Annotated in this window: 18 protein-coding genes and 1 tRNA gene; 8 read left to right on the forward strand and 11 right to left on the reverse strand. The window is 67.4% G+C overall.

The features are described from left to right. Window positions 1-11: 11 nt before the first annotated feature. A complete protein-coding gene (locus OG943_RS34450) occupies window positions 12-902 on the reverse strand; it encodes a serine/threonine-protein kinase (RefSeq protein WP_328605100.1) in 891 nt (296 codons plus the stop codon). A gap of 25 nt (window positions 903-927) precedes the next feature. Beyond that, entirely contained in the window at window positions 928-2,682 is a 1,755-nt protein-coding gene (locus OG943_RS34455) for an N-6 DNA methylase (protein WP_328605101.1), read from the reverse strand. A gap of 77 nt (window positions 2,683-2,759) precedes the next feature. On the opposite strand from OG943_RS34455, the gene OG943_RS34460 reads away from it, so the two are divergent. Both OG943_RS34460 and OG943_RS34465 read left to right on the forward strand, forming a co-directional pair. Next, window positions 2,760-3,512, forward strand: a complete 753-nt coding sequence (locus OG943_RS34460) for a PP2C family protein-serine/threonine phosphatase (protein ID WP_328605102.1) — start codon at window positions 2,760-2,762, stop codon at window positions 3,510-3,512. Between the two features lie 54 nt (window positions 3,513-3,566). Then, window positions 3,567-3,651, forward strand: a tRNA-Ser gene (locus tag OG943_RS34465). 90 nt (window positions 3,652-3,741) lie between these two features. Here OG943_RS34465 and OG943_RS34470 read toward each other — a convergent pair. Further along, the gene (locus OG943_RS34470; protein WP_442874607.1) at window positions 3,742-4,095 is read right to left on the reverse strand and encodes a tyrosine-type recombinase/integrase; all 354 of its coding nucleotides are present in this window, start codon (window positions 4,093-4,095) and stop codon (window positions 3,742-3,744) included. A 215-nt stretch (window positions 4,096-4,310) separates the two neighbouring features. Here OG943_RS34470 and OG943_RS34475 point away from each other — a divergent pair, with 215 nt between their 5' ends. Continuing rightward, window positions 4,311-4,604 (forward strand): NAD(P)-dependent oxidoreductase, encoded by a 294-nt coding sequence (locus OG943_RS34475; RefSeq protein WP_442874608.1) that lies wholly within the window; start codon window positions 4,311-4,313, stop codon window positions 4,602-4,604. Window positions 4,605-4,608: 4 nt separating this feature from the next. Here OG943_RS34475 and OG943_RS34480 read toward each other — a convergent pair whose 3' ends face one another. The 5 genes from OG943_RS34480 to OG943_RS34500 form a co-directional block, all read right to left on the reverse strand. After that, the gene (locus tag OG943_RS34480; protein WP_328605105.1) at window positions 4,609-5,559 is read right to left on the reverse strand and encodes a hypothetical protein; all 951 of its coding nucleotides are present in this window, start codon (window positions 5,557-5,559) and stop codon (window positions 4,609-4,611) included. Between the two features lie 2 nt (window positions 5,560-5,561). Further along, on the reverse strand, window positions 5,562-6,065 hold the full coding sequence (locus tag OG943_RS34485) for a hypothetical protein (RefSeq protein WP_328605106.1): 504 nt from the start codon (window positions 6,063-6,065) through the stop codon (window positions 5,562-5,564). A 364-nt stretch (window positions 6,066-6,429) separates the two neighbouring features. Beyond that, window positions 6,430-7,215: a hypothetical protein gene (locus OG943_RS34490; RefSeq protein ID WP_328605107.1), complete on the reverse strand. Its 786-nt coding sequence runs from the start codon at window positions 7,213-7,215 to the stop codon at window positions 6,430-6,432. Continuing rightward, window positions 7,212-8,117: a DNA-processing protein DprA gene (locus OG943_RS34495; RefSeq protein WP_328605108.1), complete on the reverse strand. Its 906-nt coding sequence runs from the start codon at window positions 8,115-8,117 to the stop codon at window positions 7,212-7,214. Before OG943_RS34495 ends, OG943_RS34490 begins: the two co-directional genes overlap by 4 nt. Window positions 8,118-8,941: 824 nt before the next feature. Then, on the reverse strand, window positions 8,942-10,132 hold the full coding sequence (locus OG943_RS34500; RefSeq protein WP_328605109.1) for a Fic family protein: 1,191 nt from the start codon (window positions 10,130-10,132) through the stop codon (window positions 8,942-8,944). An 892-nt stretch (window positions 10,133-11,024) separates the two neighbouring features. Here OG943_RS34500 and OG943_RS34505 point away from each other — a divergent pair. The 4 genes from OG943_RS34505 to OG943_RS34520 are packed head-to-tail and all read left to right on the forward strand — an operon-like array spanning window position 11,025 to window position 14,688. After that, window positions 11,025-11,285, forward strand: a complete 261-nt coding sequence (locus OG943_RS34505; protein ID WP_328605110.1) for a hypothetical protein — start codon at window positions 11,025-11,027, stop codon at window positions 11,283-11,285. Window positions 11,286-11,291: 6 nt separating this feature from the next. Next, window positions 11,292-11,540 (forward strand): hypothetical protein, encoded by a 249-nt coding sequence (locus OG943_RS34510; protein ID WP_328605111.1) that lies wholly within the window; start codon window positions 11,292-11,294, stop codon window positions 11,538-11,540. 26 nt (window positions 11,541-11,566) lie between these two features. After that, window positions 11,567-14,320 carry an FtsK/SpoIIIE domain-containing protein gene (locus OG943_RS34515; protein ID WP_328605112.1) on the forward strand — a complete coding sequence of 918 codons (2,754 nt, stop codon included), beginning with the start codon at window positions 11,567-11,569 and terminating at the stop codon, window positions 14,318-14,320. Then, window positions 14,317-14,688, forward strand: a complete 372-nt coding sequence (locus tag OG943_RS34520; protein WP_328605113.1) for a hypothetical protein — start codon at window positions 14,317-14,319, stop codon at window positions 14,686-14,688. Before OG943_RS34515 ends, OG943_RS34520 begins: the two co-directional genes overlap by 4 nt. Before the next feature lie 80 nt (window positions 14,689-14,768). On the opposite strand, the gene OG943_RS34525 is transcribed toward OG943_RS34520, so the two are convergent. After that, window positions 14,769-17,219 (reverse strand): endonuclease/exonuclease/phosphatase family protein, encoded by a 2,451-nt coding sequence (locus OG943_RS34525; RefSeq protein WP_328605114.1) that lies wholly within the window; start codon window positions 17,217-17,219, stop codon window positions 14,769-14,771. A 188-nt stretch (window positions 17,220-17,407) separates the two neighbouring features. Between OG943_RS34525 and OG943_RS34530 the strand changes: the two genes are divergently transcribed. Next, window positions 17,408-18,445, forward strand: a complete 1,038-nt coding sequence (locus OG943_RS34530) for a CapA family protein (RefSeq protein WP_328605115.1) — start codon at window positions 17,408-17,410, stop codon at window positions 18,443-18,445. A 349-nt stretch (window positions 18,446-18,794) separates the two neighbouring features. On the opposite strand, the gene OG943_RS34535 is transcribed toward OG943_RS34530, so the two are convergent. Together OG943_RS34535 and OG943_RS34540 are read right to left on the reverse strand one after the other, a co-directional pair. Further along, complete coding sequence (locus OG943_RS34535; RefSeq protein WP_328605116.1) at window positions 18,795-19,241, reverse strand: limonene-1,2-epoxide hydrolase family protein; 447 nt, start codon at window positions 19,239-19,241, stop codon at window positions 18,795-18,797. Between the two features lie 23 nt (window positions 19,242-19,264). Continuing rightward, on the reverse strand, window positions 19,265-20,191 hold the full coding sequence (locus tag OG943_RS34540) for a TauD/TfdA dioxygenase family protein (protein ID WP_328605117.1): 927 nt from the start codon (window positions 20,189-20,191) through the stop codon (window positions 19,265-19,267). Between the last annotated feature and the right edge of the window lie 156 nt (window positions 20,192-20,347).

Raw genomic sequence — 20,347 nt, forward strand, 5'->3', positions numbered from 1 at the left:
GGTGGATGCGGTCAGGACGGCATCCGGCCGACCATCCGCGCGTACATCCGGGCCGGGCTCGGCACGGTCGCCGGGTGGAGGAAACCGGGCAGCGGCGGCAGGTCACGGACGAACGGCGTGAGGCGCGCGTACAGCACGTCCGCGCCGGCCGGCCGTTCTTCGGGGTCCTTCGCCAGCGTCGAGGCGAGCACGGCGTTCAGCGCGGCCGGCACGCCGAGCACGGCCGGCGGAGCGTCCTTCACCTGCTTGTCGAAGACCGCGTACGCAGTGGGGCCGGTGAAGAGCTGGTAGCCGGTGAGCATCTCGTGCAGTACACAGCCCAGCGCGTACAGATCGCTTCGCGGCTCCGCGAGCCCGCGCTGGATCTGCTCCGGCGCCATGTAGGACGGCGTACCCAGCAGCTGCCCAGCGCGCGTGAAGCGGGCGACGTCGGCTTCACGCAGTACAGCCAAACCGAAGTCCATCACCTTCACGCTGCCGTCGGGGCAGAGCATGAGGTTGGCCGGTTTGAGGTCGCGGTGGCACACCGAACGCGTGTGCGCCGCGGACAGCACGGCGGCGGCCTGGGCCGCGATCGCCGCCGCCCACGGGACCGGCAGCGGGCCGTGCTCGGCCAGCAGATCGGCCACCGTCACCCCCTCGACGAACTGCATGACCTGGAACAACCGGTCGTCGTGAGTGCCGAAGTCGTACAGCGCCGGGACGCCCGCGTGGTCGAGCGTCGCGAGGATCCGGGCTTCGCGCGCGAAGCGTTCTTCAAGCTCTTCGTCGCGCCCCGGCAGCCGTAGCAGCTTGATCGCGACGCGCCGGCCGAGCCGCCGGTCGTGCCCGCGGTGCACGGCCCCCATCCCGCCGCGGCCCAGCGGCAGCTCGTCGACCTCATAACGATCGGCGATGAGCATGGGTCCCCTCACAGCGTCGCGGCACTCACCCGGCACCGGGCCGCAGCCGTCCTTCGGCAAGCGCGGCAAAGCCTAGCCGGACCAGGTCACGGCCGATTTCCGCCGTCGTCCGCAGCGCCCGGTCGAACTCCGCGAGCGCGCGGAACGCGGCCCCGTACGCCCGCTGAGTCTCGAGCGGGTACCGCGGCACCTTGAGCCGGCGCGCGTCGATGCGAGTGGAGGCGCTGTGCACGGGAAAGTCGGCGGCGCGCAGGCAGCCGGCCAGGAACTCGGCGTCGAGCCGCCGGGGGTCCACGCGGTAGAGCGAAAGCGACGGGCCCAGCCGCACCGGTTGTCCGTTGTGGACACCGACGGCGCCGGTGACGGACGCGACGACGTCACCCCGGTGTGCCGTCACGGCCGCCTCATCGGGCGCTGCGCGGCCGGTGGGCGGGCCGCCGGCCAGCACATCGTCGGCGGTGAGCAGCGGCTCGTCCCCATCGGCGGTGCGCGGCGGGGCGTGCCACACCTGGAGCGCGCCGGACTTCACCAGCTCGCCGACGGTGGTGTACACGAGTTCTTCGGCGGCCGGCTCCAGCGGTGGCAGCCGGAGCCCGGCGTTGTCGAAAAGCTGTTGTGCGGCAAGGAAAGCCTGGCCCGAGTCCTCACGCGCGGTGCGGCGCAGCGCGGGCGTGAGGTCAACGTCGTCGTCGAGCAGGTCGATGATCCGCTCGCCGGTGGCCTCCGGTCTCTCGAGATACGCGCGCCACCGCGGTTCGACCTCGGCGACGTCGGCCTCGGCGATCAGCGCGGTGCCGGGCGGGCGCTCCCCGGGCACCGGGCGCGTGAGCAGCCACAGGTCAGGGCCGCCGGACGCGAAGGTGACCACCGCGCGCAGCGCGCCGGCCCGCAGCAGGTTCGCGCGGATCCGCTTGCCGCTGCGCCGTCCCGCGGCGGCGCCGGGCATCAGGATCGCGACCGCGCCGCCCGGCTTCGCGTGCGCCAGGCAGTGCTGGACCCACGCCAGCTCGGATTCACCGCGCGGCGGCAGGCCGTACTCCCAGCGCGCGTCGCCGATCAGCTCTTCCTGGCCCCACGCACGTTCGTTGAACGGCGGGTCGCACAGCACGACGTCGGCCTCCTGACCGGCGAAGGCGTCCTCCCGGAGCGCGTCGGTGGCGTGGACTTCGGTGTCGACCCCACGCAGCTGTAGCCGGAGGGCGGCGATCTTCGCGGTGGTGACGTCACTGTCCTGGCCACGCGCGCTCTTCGCGCCGCTGGCCAGCAGCAGAGAGCCGAAGCCGCACGCGGGGTCCAGCACGGTGGTCCCCCTCGCGCCGGTGAGCCGGACCATCAGGTCGGCGTACTCGGGCGGCGTCGGCGAGAGACGGCGGGAGTGGGCCTCGAAGTAGCGCTCGCAGAGCTGCTCGAACGTCCACGCCGCGCCCTTGTCCACGGCCAGCCGGGTCAGCATCGCTCGCAGATCGGGGTCGTCATCGGCCCGCGGCCCGGGGTGCGCCAGGTACGCTCCGGCGGCGGCGACCCTGGCCCCCAGCTCCAGGTCGTCGCCGAGGGCACGCAGCTGCTGCCACGCGCGGTCGATCGGGGCGAGCTCGAACGGGCGGCCGCGGCCGCGTAACCAGGCCTGGACCTCGGGCAGGGAGAACAGCGGGCTGGAAGCGGTGCCGCCCACCGGCCGGGGGAAGTCGCCGTGGCGGCGCCGCCAGTTGCTCACCGCGGCCCGGCGCACACCCGCCAGCCGGGCGATGTCAGCGGCGCTGACAGCCGCGTCGTCTTCCATGGCCAGCACCATAGCTGATGACTGCGGTTTCCATCGTTTTGCTTGTTAACTCAATCAACCAATGGTTTTATGGAGTCATGGTTAACGAGCAATCCCGGTTCACCCTGCGGTACGCCGCGGGCTCCGACACCGGGCGACGACGCCGGATCAACGAGGATTCCGTCTACGCCAGCGGGCGCCTGCTCGCCGTCGCCGACGGTATCGGTGGTCAGCCCCACGGTGAAGTGGCCAGCGCGACGGCGGTCGGGGTGCTCGCGAGCCTGGACACGGAGCTGGGCTCACTCGACCTGACCTCGCTCGACCTCGGCGCCACCCTCGCCGACGGCGTGCGGCGCATCGACGAGCGGCTCGGCGAGGTCGCGGAGGCCGACCCGGCCACCCACGGCATGGGCACCACCCTGACCGCCCTGCTGTTCGACGGCGTCCACTTCGCCGCCGCCCACATCGGCGACTCGCGCGGCTACCTCCTGCGCGACGGCGACCTGCACCGGCTCACCCACGACCACACCCTCGTCCAGGCACTGGTCGAGGACGGCCGCATCTCCCAGGCCGACGCGGCCGACCACCCGCGCCGCTCGCTGCTCATGAAGGCCTTGCTGAGCACCGGATCGGGCGAACCGGACGTCTGGACGTTCACCCCGCACCCGGGCGACCGCTACCTGCTGTGCTCCGACGGCCTCACCGCCGGCGCCGACGAGCCGTCCATCCGCGACGTCCTGGAGGCCGGCACCCCCGCCGAGGTCGTCCCGGCCCTCATCGCACTGGCCAACGAAGGCGGCGGCCCGGACAACATCACCGTCGTCGTCGCCGACGTCGCCGAGGCCGGGTAACCCCGGCCGGACCACCTTCCAGGCGGTTACACCCCATCCGGTACCCTTCTCCACGGAGGATTGGCCGAGCGGCCTAAGGCGCACGCTTGGAAAGCGTGTTGGGTTCACGCCCTCGCAGGTTCGAATCCTGTATCCTCCGCCGCATTACCAGGCAAAACGCCGGGTGCCCCACTTCGGGGCACCCGGCGTTTTCCGTCTTAGTCTCAGCTCTAGTCTCATTTGCCCCTGGTCAGGCCACCTCCGGCGCCTCTTCGCCGTCGTCCGCCACGTCGTCCGGCGCTGCCCAGATCAGCCCGTCGACCCGGCCGGCTACGCCCCGGCGGATGCGGTCGGTCACGTGCTGGTAGCGCGCGGCCATGGCCGTGCTGGACCACCCCATGATGGACATGACGGTCCGCTCCGGGACCTCCAGCAGCAGGAGAACCGTCGCGGCGGTGTGCCGGGCGTCGTGAAGCCGCCGCTCTCCCACCTTGGCGTCGCGCAGCAGCTCCTTCCAGTGGTGGTAGTCGGTGTTGGGCACGAGCGGTTGACCGGTCGGCTTGGTGAAGACGTAGCCGGTCTCCTCCCAAAGGTCGGCCGCCAAGGCGCGTTCCTGGGCCTGGGCCGCCTGGTGCCGCACCAGCAGCAGCGCGAGTTGCTTGGGCAGCCCTATGTACCGCTTACCGGCCCGCGACTTCGTGGGCGCGGTCTCCCGCCGTGTCGAGACGCGCTGCGGGCAGTAGCCGGCGAACTTCCGGCCGGAGCCGGTTCCGTCGCACGCCGACTCGAAACTTGGTCGACAAGGATTTCCTTGCAGCGATGGACGACGAAGCGCTTCTCATCAACGCCGGGCGCGGCAAGATCGTCGACACCGATGCACTGGTGAGCGAAGTTTGTTCAGGGCGCCTGCGCGCAGCGCTTGACGTAACGGAGCCGGAGCCCCTTCCCGCAGATCATCCCCTGTGGAGCTGCAGATGCGTCATCATCAGCCCGCACTCCGCGAGGACGGCGCCGGGAACCAACGACCTTTGCTACGCCGTGGCCGCCGAACAGGTCAAGTCCTTCTTAACAGGAAAACACCCGTCGAACGCAGCTCGCAAATCTACAAAATGATAAACTAGCCGACAACACCGTTCGCCTTAAGACTGCTTTTCCAGGTCAGGTATATAGCATAATATCGCCTTAGTTTCACTTCTGCAGCATCAGTGAAATTTCCCGCATCAACCCCCCAGAAATCCCGCATAGCGGTCACAACAGCCCGACATACGTGCACTGGCGTCGTTACAGCATTGACAATGAGCGACGGATCGGATCGCAGGTTGCCATCGCCAAAAGAATGGATGGTCAACCAGAACCCTGCATGAGTTGAACCCGACCCTAGCGAGTAAGCGCCCGTCATTTCGGGCACCCACTTATTGGCGGCATCCGTGGCATTCATTTCAACATTAACTTGACTTCCCCCGGCAATATACCCAACACTGCGAACTCGACCCTTTCTTTCAATGAACTCCATTCCCGCCCGTGACGCGAGAGCTTTCGCCTGATCACACTGCTTTACAGTATGCCCCAGCTCCCCCTTTTCGCCTGCAAATAAATTTGCCAGCTTATCTTGCTCTTCGAGCATGCCTATATACATTGCCGCAGCCCGCAATACTAAAGTTTCAGCACCAGCGCTGGAATCGGACAAGTAGCAAGCCTGAAGCCCCGACTCCAGGGCGACACGAGACAGCGAAAGAGGAGACCACAGCGGCATTGGCTCCTCAGAAAGAACCCTACCGATCGCCGAAGCATGATCCAACATATGATGGACCGCCATTGTCGACATCATAACGCCCTGCTCGGCGATCTTGCGCAGGTAAGATCGCCGCTCACGTGGAAATTCCATTATTCCACTATTGAGAGCAGAGGGGATTGTTCGATCAGTCTGATCGTGCAAACCTTTCATTGCAGACCCAAATTCCGACACGGTCCACTCGATAAGTCGACGACCAGAGTCCACCAAGGCAACCGGAACGCCTAGATAATTAGAGCCCTTCATATAGTCATTAAGGTCGATATCTTCGCTCATGGCTAACGTCTTTCTATCTTCCAAGGCTCCCCTAAATCTATTTTACGTTCCAGAATATCAAGGCCCGGCTTGTTTTTCATCGTATACCTAATCACCTGCTCCCACTTAGTAAGACCACGGTCATCAGAATACCTCACAGTTACAATCAGCGCATACGATTTTCCTTCTTCTATATCTTCAATTCTGGGAATGAAGATGGTTTCTTTCTCGCCGCCAAACACGTTCTGCTGGGTTCCCCTGATGCGAGGAAAGTCCTGCATGGCAAGTTGGGTCGCCGAGCTGTCACGTACCCATACGTGAACATCCACAGCGTCGAAACTGCACGTGTTGTGAAGCCTCACGGCAGTGCGATCGTCCTCATGGGGTCCAGCACCACCGATGCCCACAGCAAAGGCAGGCCGAACGGTCAGTGCAACAGCTTCATTCGCCGCCTCGGCGGCCTTGCTGGTCTTGCTGGCACTTCGCCAAGAGAAGAAGGCTGAAGCCGATCCCGCCAGCGCTACCACGACCGGGGCCCACTCCACAACCACACTTGTCATGGATGATCAGTCGCTGCAACTGCAGGTTCCGTTTCGGCAGCGGCGGCAGAGATCACTCTTAGTTGTTCGAGATGACTCAGCCGCAGCCGTCCAGTTGGCAACCTTCAAAGGTCAGTCGCCCCCCTACGGCTCCCCCGCTGGCACGTAGAGACGGACTGACGCAGGTCAGCCCAAGAGCCGAGGGTCCGTTCAAAACCCGTCCAGCTGCAGTGCGGCGTCGAGCAGCAGCATGCCGAACCCGCGTCGCCGGTGATCGGCGGCCACCCAGACGTCGCAGTGGTCGACCCCGCACAGCTCGCGTCGGTCTGGGCTGACTCGCCGGCTTACGCGTTCACGATGGGCAGGATCCGTCATCAGTCCATGGACACCAGGTGGGGTCGTAGTCCCTAGTCAGATGCTTCGCGATGAACTCTTTGTTGTCGCCGTAGGTTGGCTTGAAGTATCGAGCTAGCGACAGCACGGAGACAGTCGCCGCGCCAGCCCTTCGAGCAGTGAGCGCCGCCGACTGCGCGTGCCCTCCGGAGGTCCAGGTGTCGTCGATAACGAGGACATGGGATCCAGGCGGCAGACTCCCAACTGCCCGGAAGTGATCGGCGCGGAACGCTCGGGGCGCGGTGGCTGTCGTCGCGGCAGCCAACGCAAGTTCCGGCAGACGGGAAAGCATGGGACTTACCAGGGCATGAAGAGGATGCTCTCCCGATTTTGCCGGCAGGGAGGGCACCGTGGCCCAGTGCGTGATACGCCTGCCCGCGAGCCGCTCGACACAGCGCGCGTGGTGCCACAGCCCGACGAAGCAGAGCAGACTCACGATGTTTCGATGTTCCTTGATGCGCACCGGCTGTGGCGCTTTGTAGCCACGCATGACGTAGTGCGACTGCGTGTTCTCGATCGCATAGGTCAGAATGCCGACGTAATCGGCAGTGGGGCGGTCGGAGCCTGCAGACCTGTGGCTGGCACAGGGCCAGCAGTACGTGGCACCGGGATCAACGGTCGTGGTGCATATCAGGCACGTCTCGCCGGGAATGCGTAGCGTGTTGCGTAGGTAACCGCCAGTGGCGCTTACGAGCGTTGCTTCGAGCTGATGCTGCGGGTCCGATGCCCCGGGTGCTTCGCTCATAGGGCGGTAAGCAGCTGCTTCATGGCGTCTGCGGCGTCCTGGCGCTCAGAGATCACCCTGCGGACGATTTCGATTACGTCCTTCAGTCCACTGACACAGTGCACTCCGGGGCGACCTTTGAGCTTCTGGGCCCAGGTGTTCTGCTGAACCACCGAGTCGGTGAGGATCACCGCGCGGCCGTGTTCTACCGCCAGTCGTGCCTGAACTCGCGTCCCGCTGGTCTCACCCGCCTCGACGACGACAGTCGCGAGTCCGTAGCCGGACATGGTCGCGTTCCGCATGAGGAAGTTGTGCCGTTGCGGCGGGGCGTCCGGCCAGAACTGCGACAGCAGAAGCCCGCGCTGCGCGATCTCGTCCTGCAGACCGCGGTTCGCGGCCGGGTAGTACTTGTTGATGCCGGTACCGATCGCTGCGACAGTTCGACCGCTAGCTTCTAGCGCCGCGCGGTGCACTGCGGCGTCGATCCCCGCGGCGAGGCCGGCGACTGCGGTCACGCCTTCCTTGATGAGGGCGCGGCTGATCTCGCTAGCGATCCCCAGGCCCCGTTCGGAGGCGTTTCGTGACCCGACGACCGACACAGCGGGGTCCTTTGCGAGCAGTTGCCCGCGCCAGAAGAGTATGGGTGGGGCCTGGTGGATCCCACGAAGCCGGTCCGGGTAGCCGGCGTCCAGGACCGAGAGGAAGTTGACGCCCGCCTCTACCCACGACTCAAGTTGGCGATCGGCGACCGCGAGGGCCTCGTGCTCGCCAGCTTCGTCGAACAGCGTGTCGGGAACGAGGTGGCGCCAGGTCTCCAGTGCGCTGCCGCTGGAGAGAACCTCTGCGGTGATCTCCTGCCAACCCAGGCCCTCTGGGCGGTGCTGAAGCAGCGCGACGAGCGCGGCGTGCTCAGAACGCTTCACGTTGCCTCCCTTCGTGGCACAACCCGTACGGGGTGTCGCAGGGCATCGGCACCTGCGTTACCAGTATCGAACGCACGTACGACATTTTTGCTCCGCGACACCCGTGACCAGCCAGGATGTCACTCTGCGAGCATAACGCACCTGGGTGAGTTGCCATGGCCGCAGTGTGGATCCTTGCATAAGCAGGCAAGATGCGTCGGCCACCGGTTGCCCGGCTGAGGGCATCACGAGGCGACGTCGCCTGGTGATGCATCGCGCATCGTCAGCCGCTCAGATTCGCTGCTCACGTGCGAGCGGGCGTAGCCCCGTCCTCGCATGTTCCCGAGATGGGTACCGCGCGATCGCACTCCCGCTCGCGGAGGGGAGCTCTCGGCCGTGTTCATGACGGCCTCGTGCCCGCCGGCCTAGTCTCAGTCCTAGTCTCATTCAGTCCGGTTCAGGGAGGTCCGCTGGCGTCGAAATACACCTCTAACCTGGGACTTCACAGTCCGTAGACGCCACTGAACAGCCGCGTGCAGACTTGGAAAGCGTGTTGGGTTCACGCCCTCGCAGGTTCGAATCCTGCATCCTCCGCGTTTCACACAGAACGCCGGGCAGCTCCTCGCGAGCGGCCCGGCGTTTTGCCGTCCTGACCTCGGTTGTCTCCTGTTCAGGCCACCCGTGCCGGGTCGTCGCCGCGCTCCGGCCGGCCATCCGGCAGCGACCCCGTCCACGCGTCCCGCTAAACCTCGGCCGAGACGGCCGGCCACATGCCGACGCCTGGCGACCGTAGCCGCGCTCGACCACCCAGCGTGCAGACTTGACAGGCAAGGTGCCGTCAAATATCAGTACGCCGTGTTTATATTGATAATTCGCATAATTCCCGGACAGACAAATAGGCGATTCATCTTTCTTCCAGTAATTTCCCGCAGCACTCCTTCCTCAACAAGTCTTGCGACAGCTTGATTAGCAGCTTCAAAAGTCTTCCCAGTCAACCTTCGCGCAGTTGGAACGTCGATGACCGGATACCCTGTCAAATTTTCCACGATCTGAAGTGCGGATCCGCGGACGTTCTGATGTCGCAACTTTTCGATAGTCGAATCGCGAAACTCGATCAACTCGGCGATTGCCCGAATCCCGTCCTCCGCCTGCTCCAAGACAGCCCGCGAGAAAAACTTCACCCACGGATTGAAGTCGCCTGTCTTGCTTACCTCCAGGAGTCCGTCAATGTACTCATCCCTGCGCGCCTCCAGCCAAGGCGATATGTTCAGCGACGGCATCTTCAGGACGCCATCTTCGACTAGTTGCATCAACGCTATCAGTCGCCCCAGGCGCCCGTTCCCATCGTTGTACGGGTGCAACGTCTCGAACTGGTAGTGCGCAAGCGCCATGCGAAGCACAATCGGCATGGGCTTAGGGCTGCTTACCCACTTCTCCCATTCATAGACTCCCGCTTCAAGGTAGAACTGCCCCGGTGGAGGCGGGACAAAACGCGCCTGAGCAATGTCCCGGCTTCTGGCGCCGATGAACACCTGGGCTTGCCGAATGTCGCCCGCTTGATAAGTGTCCCCAGGCGTACCTCGGACAATTATTTGCTGAAGCTTGCTAATTACGTTTCGACTGATCGGTCGATTCTCCAGCAGAAGACGAGACTCCTCCACTGCGCGCACGAAATTCTGAATCTCCCTTTGTGGGGCAGAGAGCTGATTCTCTTCCAGAAAGTCCGCTTCGAGAACTTCATCAAACGGCGCGTAGGTTCCCTCAAGCGCAGATGTGCTTACCGCTTCTCGTCGAATAATCGGCCTCAAGAGGAGCTGAGGATTGGGCAACTGCCCCATGGCCTGATCGAGCCGAGCGACGGCCATCGCGGCACGACTCGCAAGGTCGACCGCCTCCATGTCGATCGCTGGCTCGTCCGGCAGTGGAGTCGGCACGAACGCGAAATAACTCGTCGACTCCAAGCCAGGCCGGGCAGCGGGGATCACGATCGACACCAGCTCGCCAATCGGGGAGCGCCTGAAGCTCTCAAGGTCCATGACTCAAGCTTAGAGCGGAAGACCTGAACTTGACAGCACATCATTCAGGTGGATCCTGCTAGACCTGAATCCGGGTACCCAACGTTCAAGCCGGGTGGCCAGCTCGGACGAGCGAGATAGATTTGTTACCTGATACCTGAACCTGCAAGGTCGACGTTCAGGTCCAGACCTTCACTCGACCATGACATTCAGGTATCCTCCAACTTACCTGAACCTACGGCGCCGTCGTTCAGGTACTACAGGTGGCCGAGGTCACTCTCAGTAAGAGACGGCGTCGTGGCCAAGATCGCGAGCATGGCCTCATCCGTCGACCATCCGGCGGCTCTGCGCAGCATCGCCGAGACAGCAGCATCGCCGAGGCATACGCCCTCGTGGCCACCCCTGCGCGGTCGGCCGTTTCAGCGAGTGCCGAGCAGGGCCAGGGGACAGCCGGCCTCATTCACCACACAAACCCGTCCGCGCCGCCCCCGGTACCCACTGCGGAGTCGGCATATCACACCCCGCGCATGCGGAAAAGGGTGTTCGGAAAAGATCGATAGCCGAATTCGCGGCGTCCGGACGGGCCAGGACTCGGCTATCCGCAGGCACCCGCTAGGCTTCGCGACAGACTTGTTCGTACCCGCTCGGAGAGGTTCTTCGGTGTCACGAATACCGGCTTGACCTGGGCGCGGCAGAGCGCGGACATCTCGATACACGCAGGTAGACAGGCTGGTGCGCGGGGTCGGGATGACCGTTTTCGGACCCGGTCCGCCGCCGCCCGCGAGGCCCCGGACGTCACCACGTCCGGGGCCTTGTCGATTCTCCTGTTCTCACTTACTTACCGAAAACACCTGATCACGCTAAGTTTGTGTGTGGTCGTTCCAGCCCCCGACGTACCGAGGAGTCCGCCCACATGGCCGGAGTGGAAGAGATCCGCGCTGGTATCGCGCTCGCGAACGAGAAGGCTTCCGCGGGCATTGCCGCACTTCAGCAGGCCGCGCAAGCTCTCGAAGAAGCTCAACTGTCGCTTTCGCAGGCGACCCAGGGCAGCAGCCAGCACGAGGTGAACCAGGCGCACGGGCTGCTCGCCGAAGCCTTGAACGGGATCAGCGGGATGCAGAGCACCATCCAGGCCGGGATCTCCTCGGCCGACTCCTACTCGGCCCGGCTCTAGCCCACCATGTCGGGACTCGCCGAGATTCACCAGCTGCTCACCGCCGTGCAGGCGGGGCTCACCGACGGGCGCGCCCACGCCGAGCGGGCGAAAACCCTGCTCGGTGACGCCCGCCAGGCACTCGTCGATGCACAGGCGAAAGCCGATCCCTGGCTGCCGCAGCAACTGGCGATGGCCGACGAGGGGCTCGACCACCTCCTCACCCGTTTAGCCGCCGCCGACGACCTGGTGAGCGGATACCAGTCACGCCTGTAGGGACGACCGCGTCATGAGCGAAACCGATGGCTAACAAGGCAAGCGAGCAGCGCAACCGCGTGCAGACCGCGCTGGAGCGGGTCCGCCACCAGATCGGGCTCGTCCTCGGCGCGGCCGCGGGCGCGCGGGAAATGGCGGAGGCCGAGCTGTCCCGGCTGATGCTGGAGCAGGAGATCGTCCGGATCGGCATGAACCACGCCGACGCCGAGCAGCAGACCGAGTGGGCGCGGCATCCGGCCGCGCACGAGGTGTTCGCGTCGCTCGGCGGGGTCCGCAACGCGTTCTACACCGACTGGAGCACGGGGCCCAACACCCTGCGCGAACTGGTCGCCGCGAACGCGCCGGGCCCCGCCGGGCGCCCGCCCGGCGAATGGCTCGGCCGCGTGGGCACCAACCCCGGCGTGACCGGCCCGGGGCTCTGGCGCGTCGGCTCGGCGACGGCGGCGGGACGCGACATCTCCCGCACGTTCGACGTGGCCGTGCCGCTGCTGGACGAGTCCCACCTGGCGATCACGTCGGCGCCCAAGACGCGGCCGGTCGTCGACGGGATCGTGCAGAACCTGCTGATGCGGGTGCTGTCCGCGTTCGAGCCGGGCGCGGTGAAGGTGCACCTGTGGGACGTCGGGCAGCTCACCGCGATCCTGCCCGACCTCTACCCGCTCAGCCGCACCAGCGCGTTGTCGCTGTACGACCCGACGCGGCTGGAGGACCTGCTCGACGAGCTGGCCGGCCACATCCGCCGCATCCACGCGACGGGCATGCAGGCCGGGCACACGTCGTTGCGGGAGCTGCGAAAGGCCACCGGGCAGCGCGTGGAGCCGTACCGGATCGCGGTGCTGTACGGCAACGGCGAGACGCTCGAACCCGAGCGCGCGCGGGACCTCAAGCGCGTGGCCAGCGGCGCGCTCGCCGCCGGGATCTGCCTGATCCTGGTGGACGTGCCGACGGCCGTCAGCGCGTCCGTCGAAACGCTGAGCCTGCTCGACGAGCGGCGCGCGGTCAGCAGCATGACGGGCAGCGACCTGGTCGTGGACCTCGACCCGGCGCTGCCGTCGGGCCAGGTGATCCGCGCGGCGGGGCGGATCGCGGAGGCGCTGATCGCGAAGCAGGGCGGGCCGCGCGCGTTCGCGGACCTGCTGCCCACGGAGCTGGGCCAGGAGAGTTCGGCGCGGGAGCTGCGCGCGTCCGTCGGGTTCTACGAGGGCGAGGGCGTTGAGGTCGTGATCGGCGACGCCAGCCCGCACGCCCTGATCGGCGGGCCGAGCGGGTCCGGCAAGACCAACTTCCTGTACGCGCTGCTGGGCAGCCTGGCCGCGCGCTACACCCCCGACGAGCTGGCGCTGTACCTGCTGGACTTCAAGGAGGGCGTCTCGTTCGCGGGGCTCGCGCCCGGCCGCAAGGACGCCAGCTGGCTGCCGCACGCGAAGCTCGTCGGCGTCAACGTGAACACCGACCGCGAGTTCGGCCTGGCGCTGCTGCGTTTCCTGGCCGACGAGCTGCGGCGGCGCTCGGCCGCGGCCAAGGAGCACGAGGTGACCAACCTGGCCGACCTGCGCGAGCAGGACCCGGGCGGGCACTGGCCGCGGATCGTGGCCGTGATCGACGAGTTCCAGTACCTGTTCGCGGGCCGCGACCAGGTGACGGCGCAGGCGACGCAGCTGCTCGAGGACATCGCGCGGCGCGGGCGTTCGCAGGGCATCCACCTGGTGCTGGCGAGCCAGGACGTCGCGGGCATCGAGGCCTTCTGGGGCAAGCCGGCCGTGTTCGAGCAGTGCACGCTGCGCATCGCGATGCCGAAGGCGCGGCGCGTGCTGGCGGAGACGAACAACGCGGCGGTGTCGGCGCCCAAGTGGCACGCGGTGATCAACCACGACTCCGGCGTCGCGCACGGAAACATGCTCGCGCACGTGCCGGATTCCAGTAGCCGCAACGTGTTCGTGAACCTGCAGCACCAGCTGTGGGAGCTGTACTCCGGGCGGTTCCCGCGCCCGCGCCTGTTCGACGGCGCGCACTCGCCGGTGCTGGAGCAGTTCCCGGCGTACACCGAGCTGAAGCCGAGTTCGAAGCCGCGCGCGCTGCTGGGCCAGTCCATCGACGTCACGGAGGCGGCCTGCGGCGTGGAGCTGCCGCGAGCACCGGGCCGTAACATCGCGGTACTGGGCGGCGCGACAGCGGAGGCACTGTCCATCATGGACTCTGCCGCCCGGTCGCTCGCCCGCCAGTTCGACGTCGGCCAGGTGGAGTTCGTCCTGAGCTGCCCCATCGACGCCTGCGCGCCCGCCGTGCTGGAGCTGACGGAGCGGCTGCGCGCCGAAGGCCACGTCGCCACCCTCGCGGACGATCTGCCGGCCACGCTGGCGTCGGTCGCGGAGTCGATGTCCACTTCGGACGTCGCCACGAAGGTCCTGCTGCTGTACGGCGTGGACGCGGCGCTGCCGGCCCTGGAGGCGAAGGCCGTCGGCCAGCCGAAGAGCGGGCTGGACCACCTGCGCGCCGTGCTGAAGCAGGGCCCCGGCCACGGCGTGCACACCATCGGCTGGTGGCGCAGCATCGCGCGGCTCAAGGACACCCTGGGCTTCGGCGGCACGGACGACATCGGCACGTGGGCCGCGCTGGACGTACAGGGCAACGAGCTTTCGCCGTTCGCCGCGGGCCTGGTCGTGCACTGGTCCCCGCGCCCGGGCCGCGCCCTGTTCTTCGACCGCACGACGCACAGCGCGCCCGAGGTCATCATCCCGTTCCAGCGCCCCGACCTCGACCCCGCGGGAGGCACACCATGACCGGCGAAAACCCCGGTGCGGCCATGCGTTACAAGGAGGTCGTCGGCATGGCCCGCGGCTCGGCGGAGAGCCTGCGCGCGTGGGAACTCGCCCGCGCGGACGAGATCGAACGCCAGCTCGCGGAGGCCCACGCCGCCGTCGCCGCCGCCGCCGAACGCGAATCGAAGGCCGGGGAACGTGCGGCGCGCTGGTGGAAAATGGCGCTGCACAACGTCTCGCGACTGACCTTTGTGGACTCTTCGGAGGAGCCGCAGGCTGTTACCACGGCTCGGCCGCAGTATCTGGAGCGGTATCTGGAGGAGGTCAAGCCTAGTTATCAGGAGTTGGTGCAGGCGGTGCTCAGCCTGGGGTGGCGGGCGAAGCGCTGAGCCCTTGGGCCGGAATGCCGTCAAGGCCTCCTTACCCGCGTAGGACGCGGGTAAGGAGGCCTTAACGGACTACGGAGCACTTACTTACGCGGCGCAGTCCTCCCCAGCAACTGGTCCAGATAATCCAGCAAGTCGTACCCGTAGTCCGCCAGCCGGTTCCCCGCAGAAGGCCGGAACCTGACGATCTGCGGATCATGGTCACTGGCCTGGTCGGCGAACTCCGCGTTGATGTGCACCACGTCGTAGTCCACGCCGCGCAGGGCGGCCGACGCCAGGATGTGGTCCAGCACCTGTGACTGGCCCTCGAACACGTAGCTGTACCGCTCCGCCGCGGGCAGCGTCGAGATGAGGTCCTTCAGGTAGCCGCCCGACGTCAGCTTCGCCAAGGCGGGCGAGAACTGGTAGTCGTTCAGGTCGCCGGCGACCACGACGTTGGCGCCGGGGTCCGCGGTCAGCAGCTTGCCGACGAAGGACTGCAGCACGGTCGCCTGCTTCTGGCGCTGGATCTCCGAGCTGCGCGTCGGCGGCTGGTAACGGCCGTGCGTCGGCTGGTCGCCGCCCTTCGAGTTGAAGTGGTTGGCGATCACGAACACCGTGCGGCCCTGGAAGACGAACTCGCCCGCCAGCGGCTTACGGCTGTCGGTCCACGCCTCGTTCGTCGGGTCCACCCGGCCCGGGGACTGGGTCAGGTGCACCTGGCCGTGGTCCTTCACCACGTCCACCGAGGACAGCGCGCTGCCACCCGGTCGATCCACAAAGGACACACGAGCCGGGTTGAACAGGAAGCCCACGCGGATGTTCCCGCCCGGCTGGCCGCCATCGGCGTCGTTCACCGGGTCGATCTCACGCGCCTGGTAACTCGGGCCGCCGGCCGCGACGATCGCGTCGGTGAACTTCTTGAGCGTCGCGTCGGCCACGACCACGCCGTCGTTCGTCGCGCCGTCGTTGTCCTGGATCTCCTCCAGGTTCACCACGTCCGGCGCCGCCAGGTTGTCGACGATGCCGTGCGCCAGCTGCGCGAACTTCGTGTCCGGATCGGACGGCGCGAGGTTCTCCACGTTGTACGTCGCCACCGCGAGCTCACCCGGGCGCTGCCGCCGCGTGACCTCCTTCTGCAGCTTGTTGTCCTTCGCCGCACCGAGCTGCGACGCGAACAGCGTGTAGCCGCCGAAGCTGCTGTACTCCACCGGGCCCGAGGTGACGCCGGTGATCACGTCGCCGGTGTTGACCTTCGGGAACGGCTGCTGGTCGAACGGGATGATCGACTGGACCTTCAGCACACCCGTGTTGATCTTGTCGTAGCCCAGGTAGACCGTGCCGCCGCGCGGCGTCGGGTTCTGCTGCGGCTTCGTGGTCACGTACAGCTCGTCGTAGTCGTTGCTAGGGCCGACGACCCGCGCGTCCGAGATGCTGACGATCTCGCTCTCGTGCGACTCCCAGAAGTCCAGCGAGTACTTGGCCGGCTCCAGCGGCAGCGGCTCGATGTTGCCGCCCGCGTTCGGCGCCAGCGTGTCCGGCACCTGGTCCGGCGTGATGACGGTCGGGGCGGGCTGCGGGTTCCCGTGCGAGCCGACCGTCCACTGTGCACTGCTCAGCTCGGTGAGCGACTGGTAGTTCGACGTCGCCGGGGCGTCCGGGTAGAACTCCTTGACCGTGCCTGACGCGGTGATCGCGTCACCGACCGCCACGGCGGGTGTGGTCGAGCCGGTGAACACGAACAGGCCCTCGCTGGTGCGCGGGTCGCTGTCCGGGTTCGGGTCGGTGATCCAGAAGCCGCGCGACGAGCCGAAGCCGCGGACCGCCGTGACGATGCCCGTGACGTCGCCGACCTTCTTGTCCTTGAACGGCGAGATCCGCGTGATTCCCTGGATATCGTGGATCTTCGCGTCCACCGGGGGCTGGCCCGGGTCGCCGCCGCCACCGGTGGTCTCGCCCTTGGAGTTGGTGGGCGTCGGGTCGCCGACGGTGAAGTCGGCGCTGTTGTCGTCGGTGTCGGCGAGCGAGGCGGCGCGGGCGGCGGAAGTCCCGTTCGCCGTGGCGGCCGTCGGGTTGCCCTCGCGGACGGTCGCGGCACCGAAGCCGACCAGGTCCTTGACCCGCGGGTCGGCCGCGCAGTCGGCGGCGGTCTTGCAGGTCAACGCCCCCGTGCCGGTGACCAGCGCGACGGTGCCCGCGGTCGCGGACATCGCGATCGCGCCGGTGGCGTCCGGCGTCGGCAGCGCCACGGTGCCGCCCGCGCCCTTGCCCTCGGCGACCAGGTAACGCGCGCCCGCGCCGACGCTGCCGGCCAGGTTGGTGACCTGCCACGTGCTGGTCGGCGACGCCGAGCCGGGCAGGTACTGCACGCTGTAGCCGTCGAGCGGGAACGCCGTGCCCCCACGGTTCCCGAGCTCGACGAAGTCGTTGGTGAGCGTGGCCCCCGAGTTGCCGCCACCGCCGTAGACCTCGGCGATGACCGCGTCCGCGCTGGGCGCGGCGAGCGCGGCCGGCGCGGCGACGCCGCTCAGCACAACACCCGTTACTACCGCCACAGACAACGTGGCCCTTCTGACGCCGGTGGTGCTACCCCCGGCCGGGCGGCGGGATATGGTCACTCTGAGTCCCCTCTGCAACTGAACGGTCGAGGCATCGTCCCCCGAACAAGCGAAGGGGAGGAAGACGATAAGGCAACAATTCGTGACGAGCGTGAGGGAATTCCTCCTTTGGACGGGTTGACTCGGTGATCACTCTTGTTCTCGGCGGCGACGTCAACCTCCAAGGCCGCACCGAGCCAGCGCGGGCGTTCGACGCGCTTTCGCCGCTGCTCAAGGGCGCCGACCTGCGGTTCGTCAACCTCGAAGGGCCACTGTCCGGCTCGGCCGTCGAGCACGGCGGCCTGGACATCCCGCACAAACCGAACTGGCGGCATTCCGCACCCGAAATGGCCGTCGCGCTGACGGCCGCGGGAATCGACGTCGTTTCGTGCGCCAACAACGTGACTTTCCCACCATCGGCCGCGCTGGCGAGCCTGGCCGTGCTCGACCAGGCCGGCATCGCGCACTGCGGCGCGGGCGCGAACCTGACCGGCGCGCACACCCCCGCGATCCTCGAACGGTCCGGGCGCAAGGTCGCGTTCCTGGCCTACACCTCGCTCTGCTGGCCGGTCGGGCAGGCGGCGAAGGCGGACTCGGCGGGGGTCGCGGTGGCCGGCGCGCTGACCTCGTACCAACCGGACCACCGAGTGCTGGACGTCCCCGGCCGTCCGCCGATCGTCCGCACCACGCCGGTGCCGGAGCACCTCGAGCGCGTGGTCGCCGACGTCCACCGCACCAAAGCCGCGGCCGACCACGTGGTCGTCTCGATGCACTGGGGAATCGCGGGCGACGAACTCACCGAGTACCAGGTCGCGTACGCGCACGCGCTGATCGACGCGGGCGCCGACCTCGTCGTGGGCCACGGCCCGCACACCGTGCAGGCGGTCGAGGTGTACCGCGGCCGCGGGATCCTTTACAGCCTGGGCAATCTCGTCTTCGACTGGCCGGCCATGCGCGGGCGGCACCTCGACGGGCTGATGGCGGGCTGCGTGCTCGGCGCCGAGCCGCGGCTGGAGTTGATCCCGGTGCGCCGCGGCGAGGACAACACGTGCGCGCCGCTGGCCGGCGAGGAAGCGGACGAAGTGCTGCGTCACGTCGCGACGATGTCGGCGGCCCGGTCGACGCGGATCACCGTGCGCGACGGGATCGGCTCGGTCGCGGGGCTGAGCACGCCTAGGCGCTAAGACCGTTTCGCCGGTTGGTCACCCGTACGGCCCATCTGCCTTAAATGCAGGTCAAGCTTCGGCGCGGTCGGGTCGCGGCGGAGGTACCTTATTTTCGAGCGGCCGGAAAGTGGCCCAGACCACTCTCGACCGGACCGCCCCGGCGCTCACCGGCCGCACGGCACGGGGGGAGGCGACACGATCACATGGGGGTTGATCGTGCTCGGCTTGCGTGTCCGTGCGCCCGGCTCGGGAAACGCCGCGGGCGCGGGAGTTTTGGCTGAGCCCGCGACCGCGGCGCCTGATTTCACCCCGGGGACCCGGCCGTGCCGATCCGTCTACTTAGGACCGGTGCGGCCGGTTTTTTCGTTCAGCTACGGATTTCGTTCACCGGACGGTATTTCCCGATGAGCGTGCGCGCACCGGCGATGGCCGCCTTTCCCGCGCCCTTCGCACTGGCCGCGAGCACCGTCGTCCAATCGAAGTAGTCACGCCACAGCACGATGCGGCCGTCGCGGACCTCGAAGGTCCCGCACACCCAGAACTCCGCTTCCCACGAGCCCTTGCGCAGCACGTCGGTGCGCTCGGTGAGCACAACGTCGCCGTCCGCGGCGATGTGGTGGGTCCGCGCCTCGAACCCGGACCCGAAGCGGGCCATGGTGCGCAGTTGCTTCTCCACGGCCGTGAGCCCGCGCGCGGGCGGCAGCGGCACGTTCTGGTAGGTGATGTCGACGGCCGCGTAGCTGAGCGCGCGATCGATGTCGAGTTCTTCGAGTGCCTGCAGGAAACCGCTGACCACGGCCTTCGGTTCAGTCATGCCTCCAGGCTAGGCCGTCGGGCTCAGAACGGCTCGTCCCCGACGATCGCGACGCGCTCGGCCACGCGGGCGTGCGGGTGGTAGTCGTTGACCGCGTAGTGCTGGGTGGCGCGGTTGTCCCAGAACGCCACCGAGTCGCGTTCCCAGTGGAAGCGGACCTGGAACTCCGGCGTGTGCGCCTGGAGGAAGAGGTACCGCAGCAGCCGGTCGCTGTCCCCGCGGTCCAGTCCCACGATGTGCGTGGTGAAGGACTGGTTCACGAACAGCGTGCGCCGCCCGGTCTCCGGGTGCGTGCGGACCACGGGGTGCTCGACCGGCGGGAACCGCTCCTGCCACCGGGCCAGCAGATCGGGGTCGGTGAAGCGGTCGAAGCCGGGGATGAAGTCGTGCACGGCGGTGAGGCCGTCGATGTGCTCGCGGACGTCGGCCGGGAGGTTGTCGTACGCCGCGCCCATGTCGGCCCACATCGTGTCGCCGCCGACCGGCGGGACCTCCAGCAGGCGGAGCACGGAGCCGAGTGCGGGGTTCCGGCGCCAGGTGACGTCGGTGTGCCAGATGTTCTCGTACCCCGGCATGCCCGCGCTGCGGGTGAACCGGACGACCTCGTCGGTCTCACCGCGTTCGATGAACGGGTTGGTCTCCAGCTCGCCCCAGTTCGCGGCGAACGCGCGCTGCTGCGCGGACGTGACGCGCTGGTCGCGGAAGAACAGCACCTTCCACTCCAGCAGCGCGCGGTTCAGCTCGGCCCGCAGCGCGGGGGCCAATGACGCTCCGAGGTCGACGCCCGCGATTTCGGCCCCGATCACCCGGCCGAGTGGCCGGAGCCGGAACAGCTCGTACGGCCGCTCTTCGGCCCCTTCGGGCAGACGGCGCAGGGTGCGCGGGCCCTCGACCATGCCGTCGTCGGGCACTGTGGCGAAGCGGAGGCGGGCGGAAAGGTCGATCGACACAGTCACTCCCGGTGGTAGGAGAATTCGGCTTGGCTGAGCGGAAATTCGCCTACGCGGGCGGAGAGCCGAGGCGGCCGCGGCGCAGCAGCAGCGCCGTCACACCCTCGCCGGCCGACCGCGCCGGGGCACGCCCGGCAAGCGGCAGATCCCGGGTCA

This window comes from Amycolatopsis sp. NBC_00345 (assembly GCF_036116635.1).
Taxonomy (GTDB): domain Bacteria; phylum Actinomycetota; class Actinomycetes; order Mycobacteriales; family Pseudonocardiaceae; genus Amycolatopsis.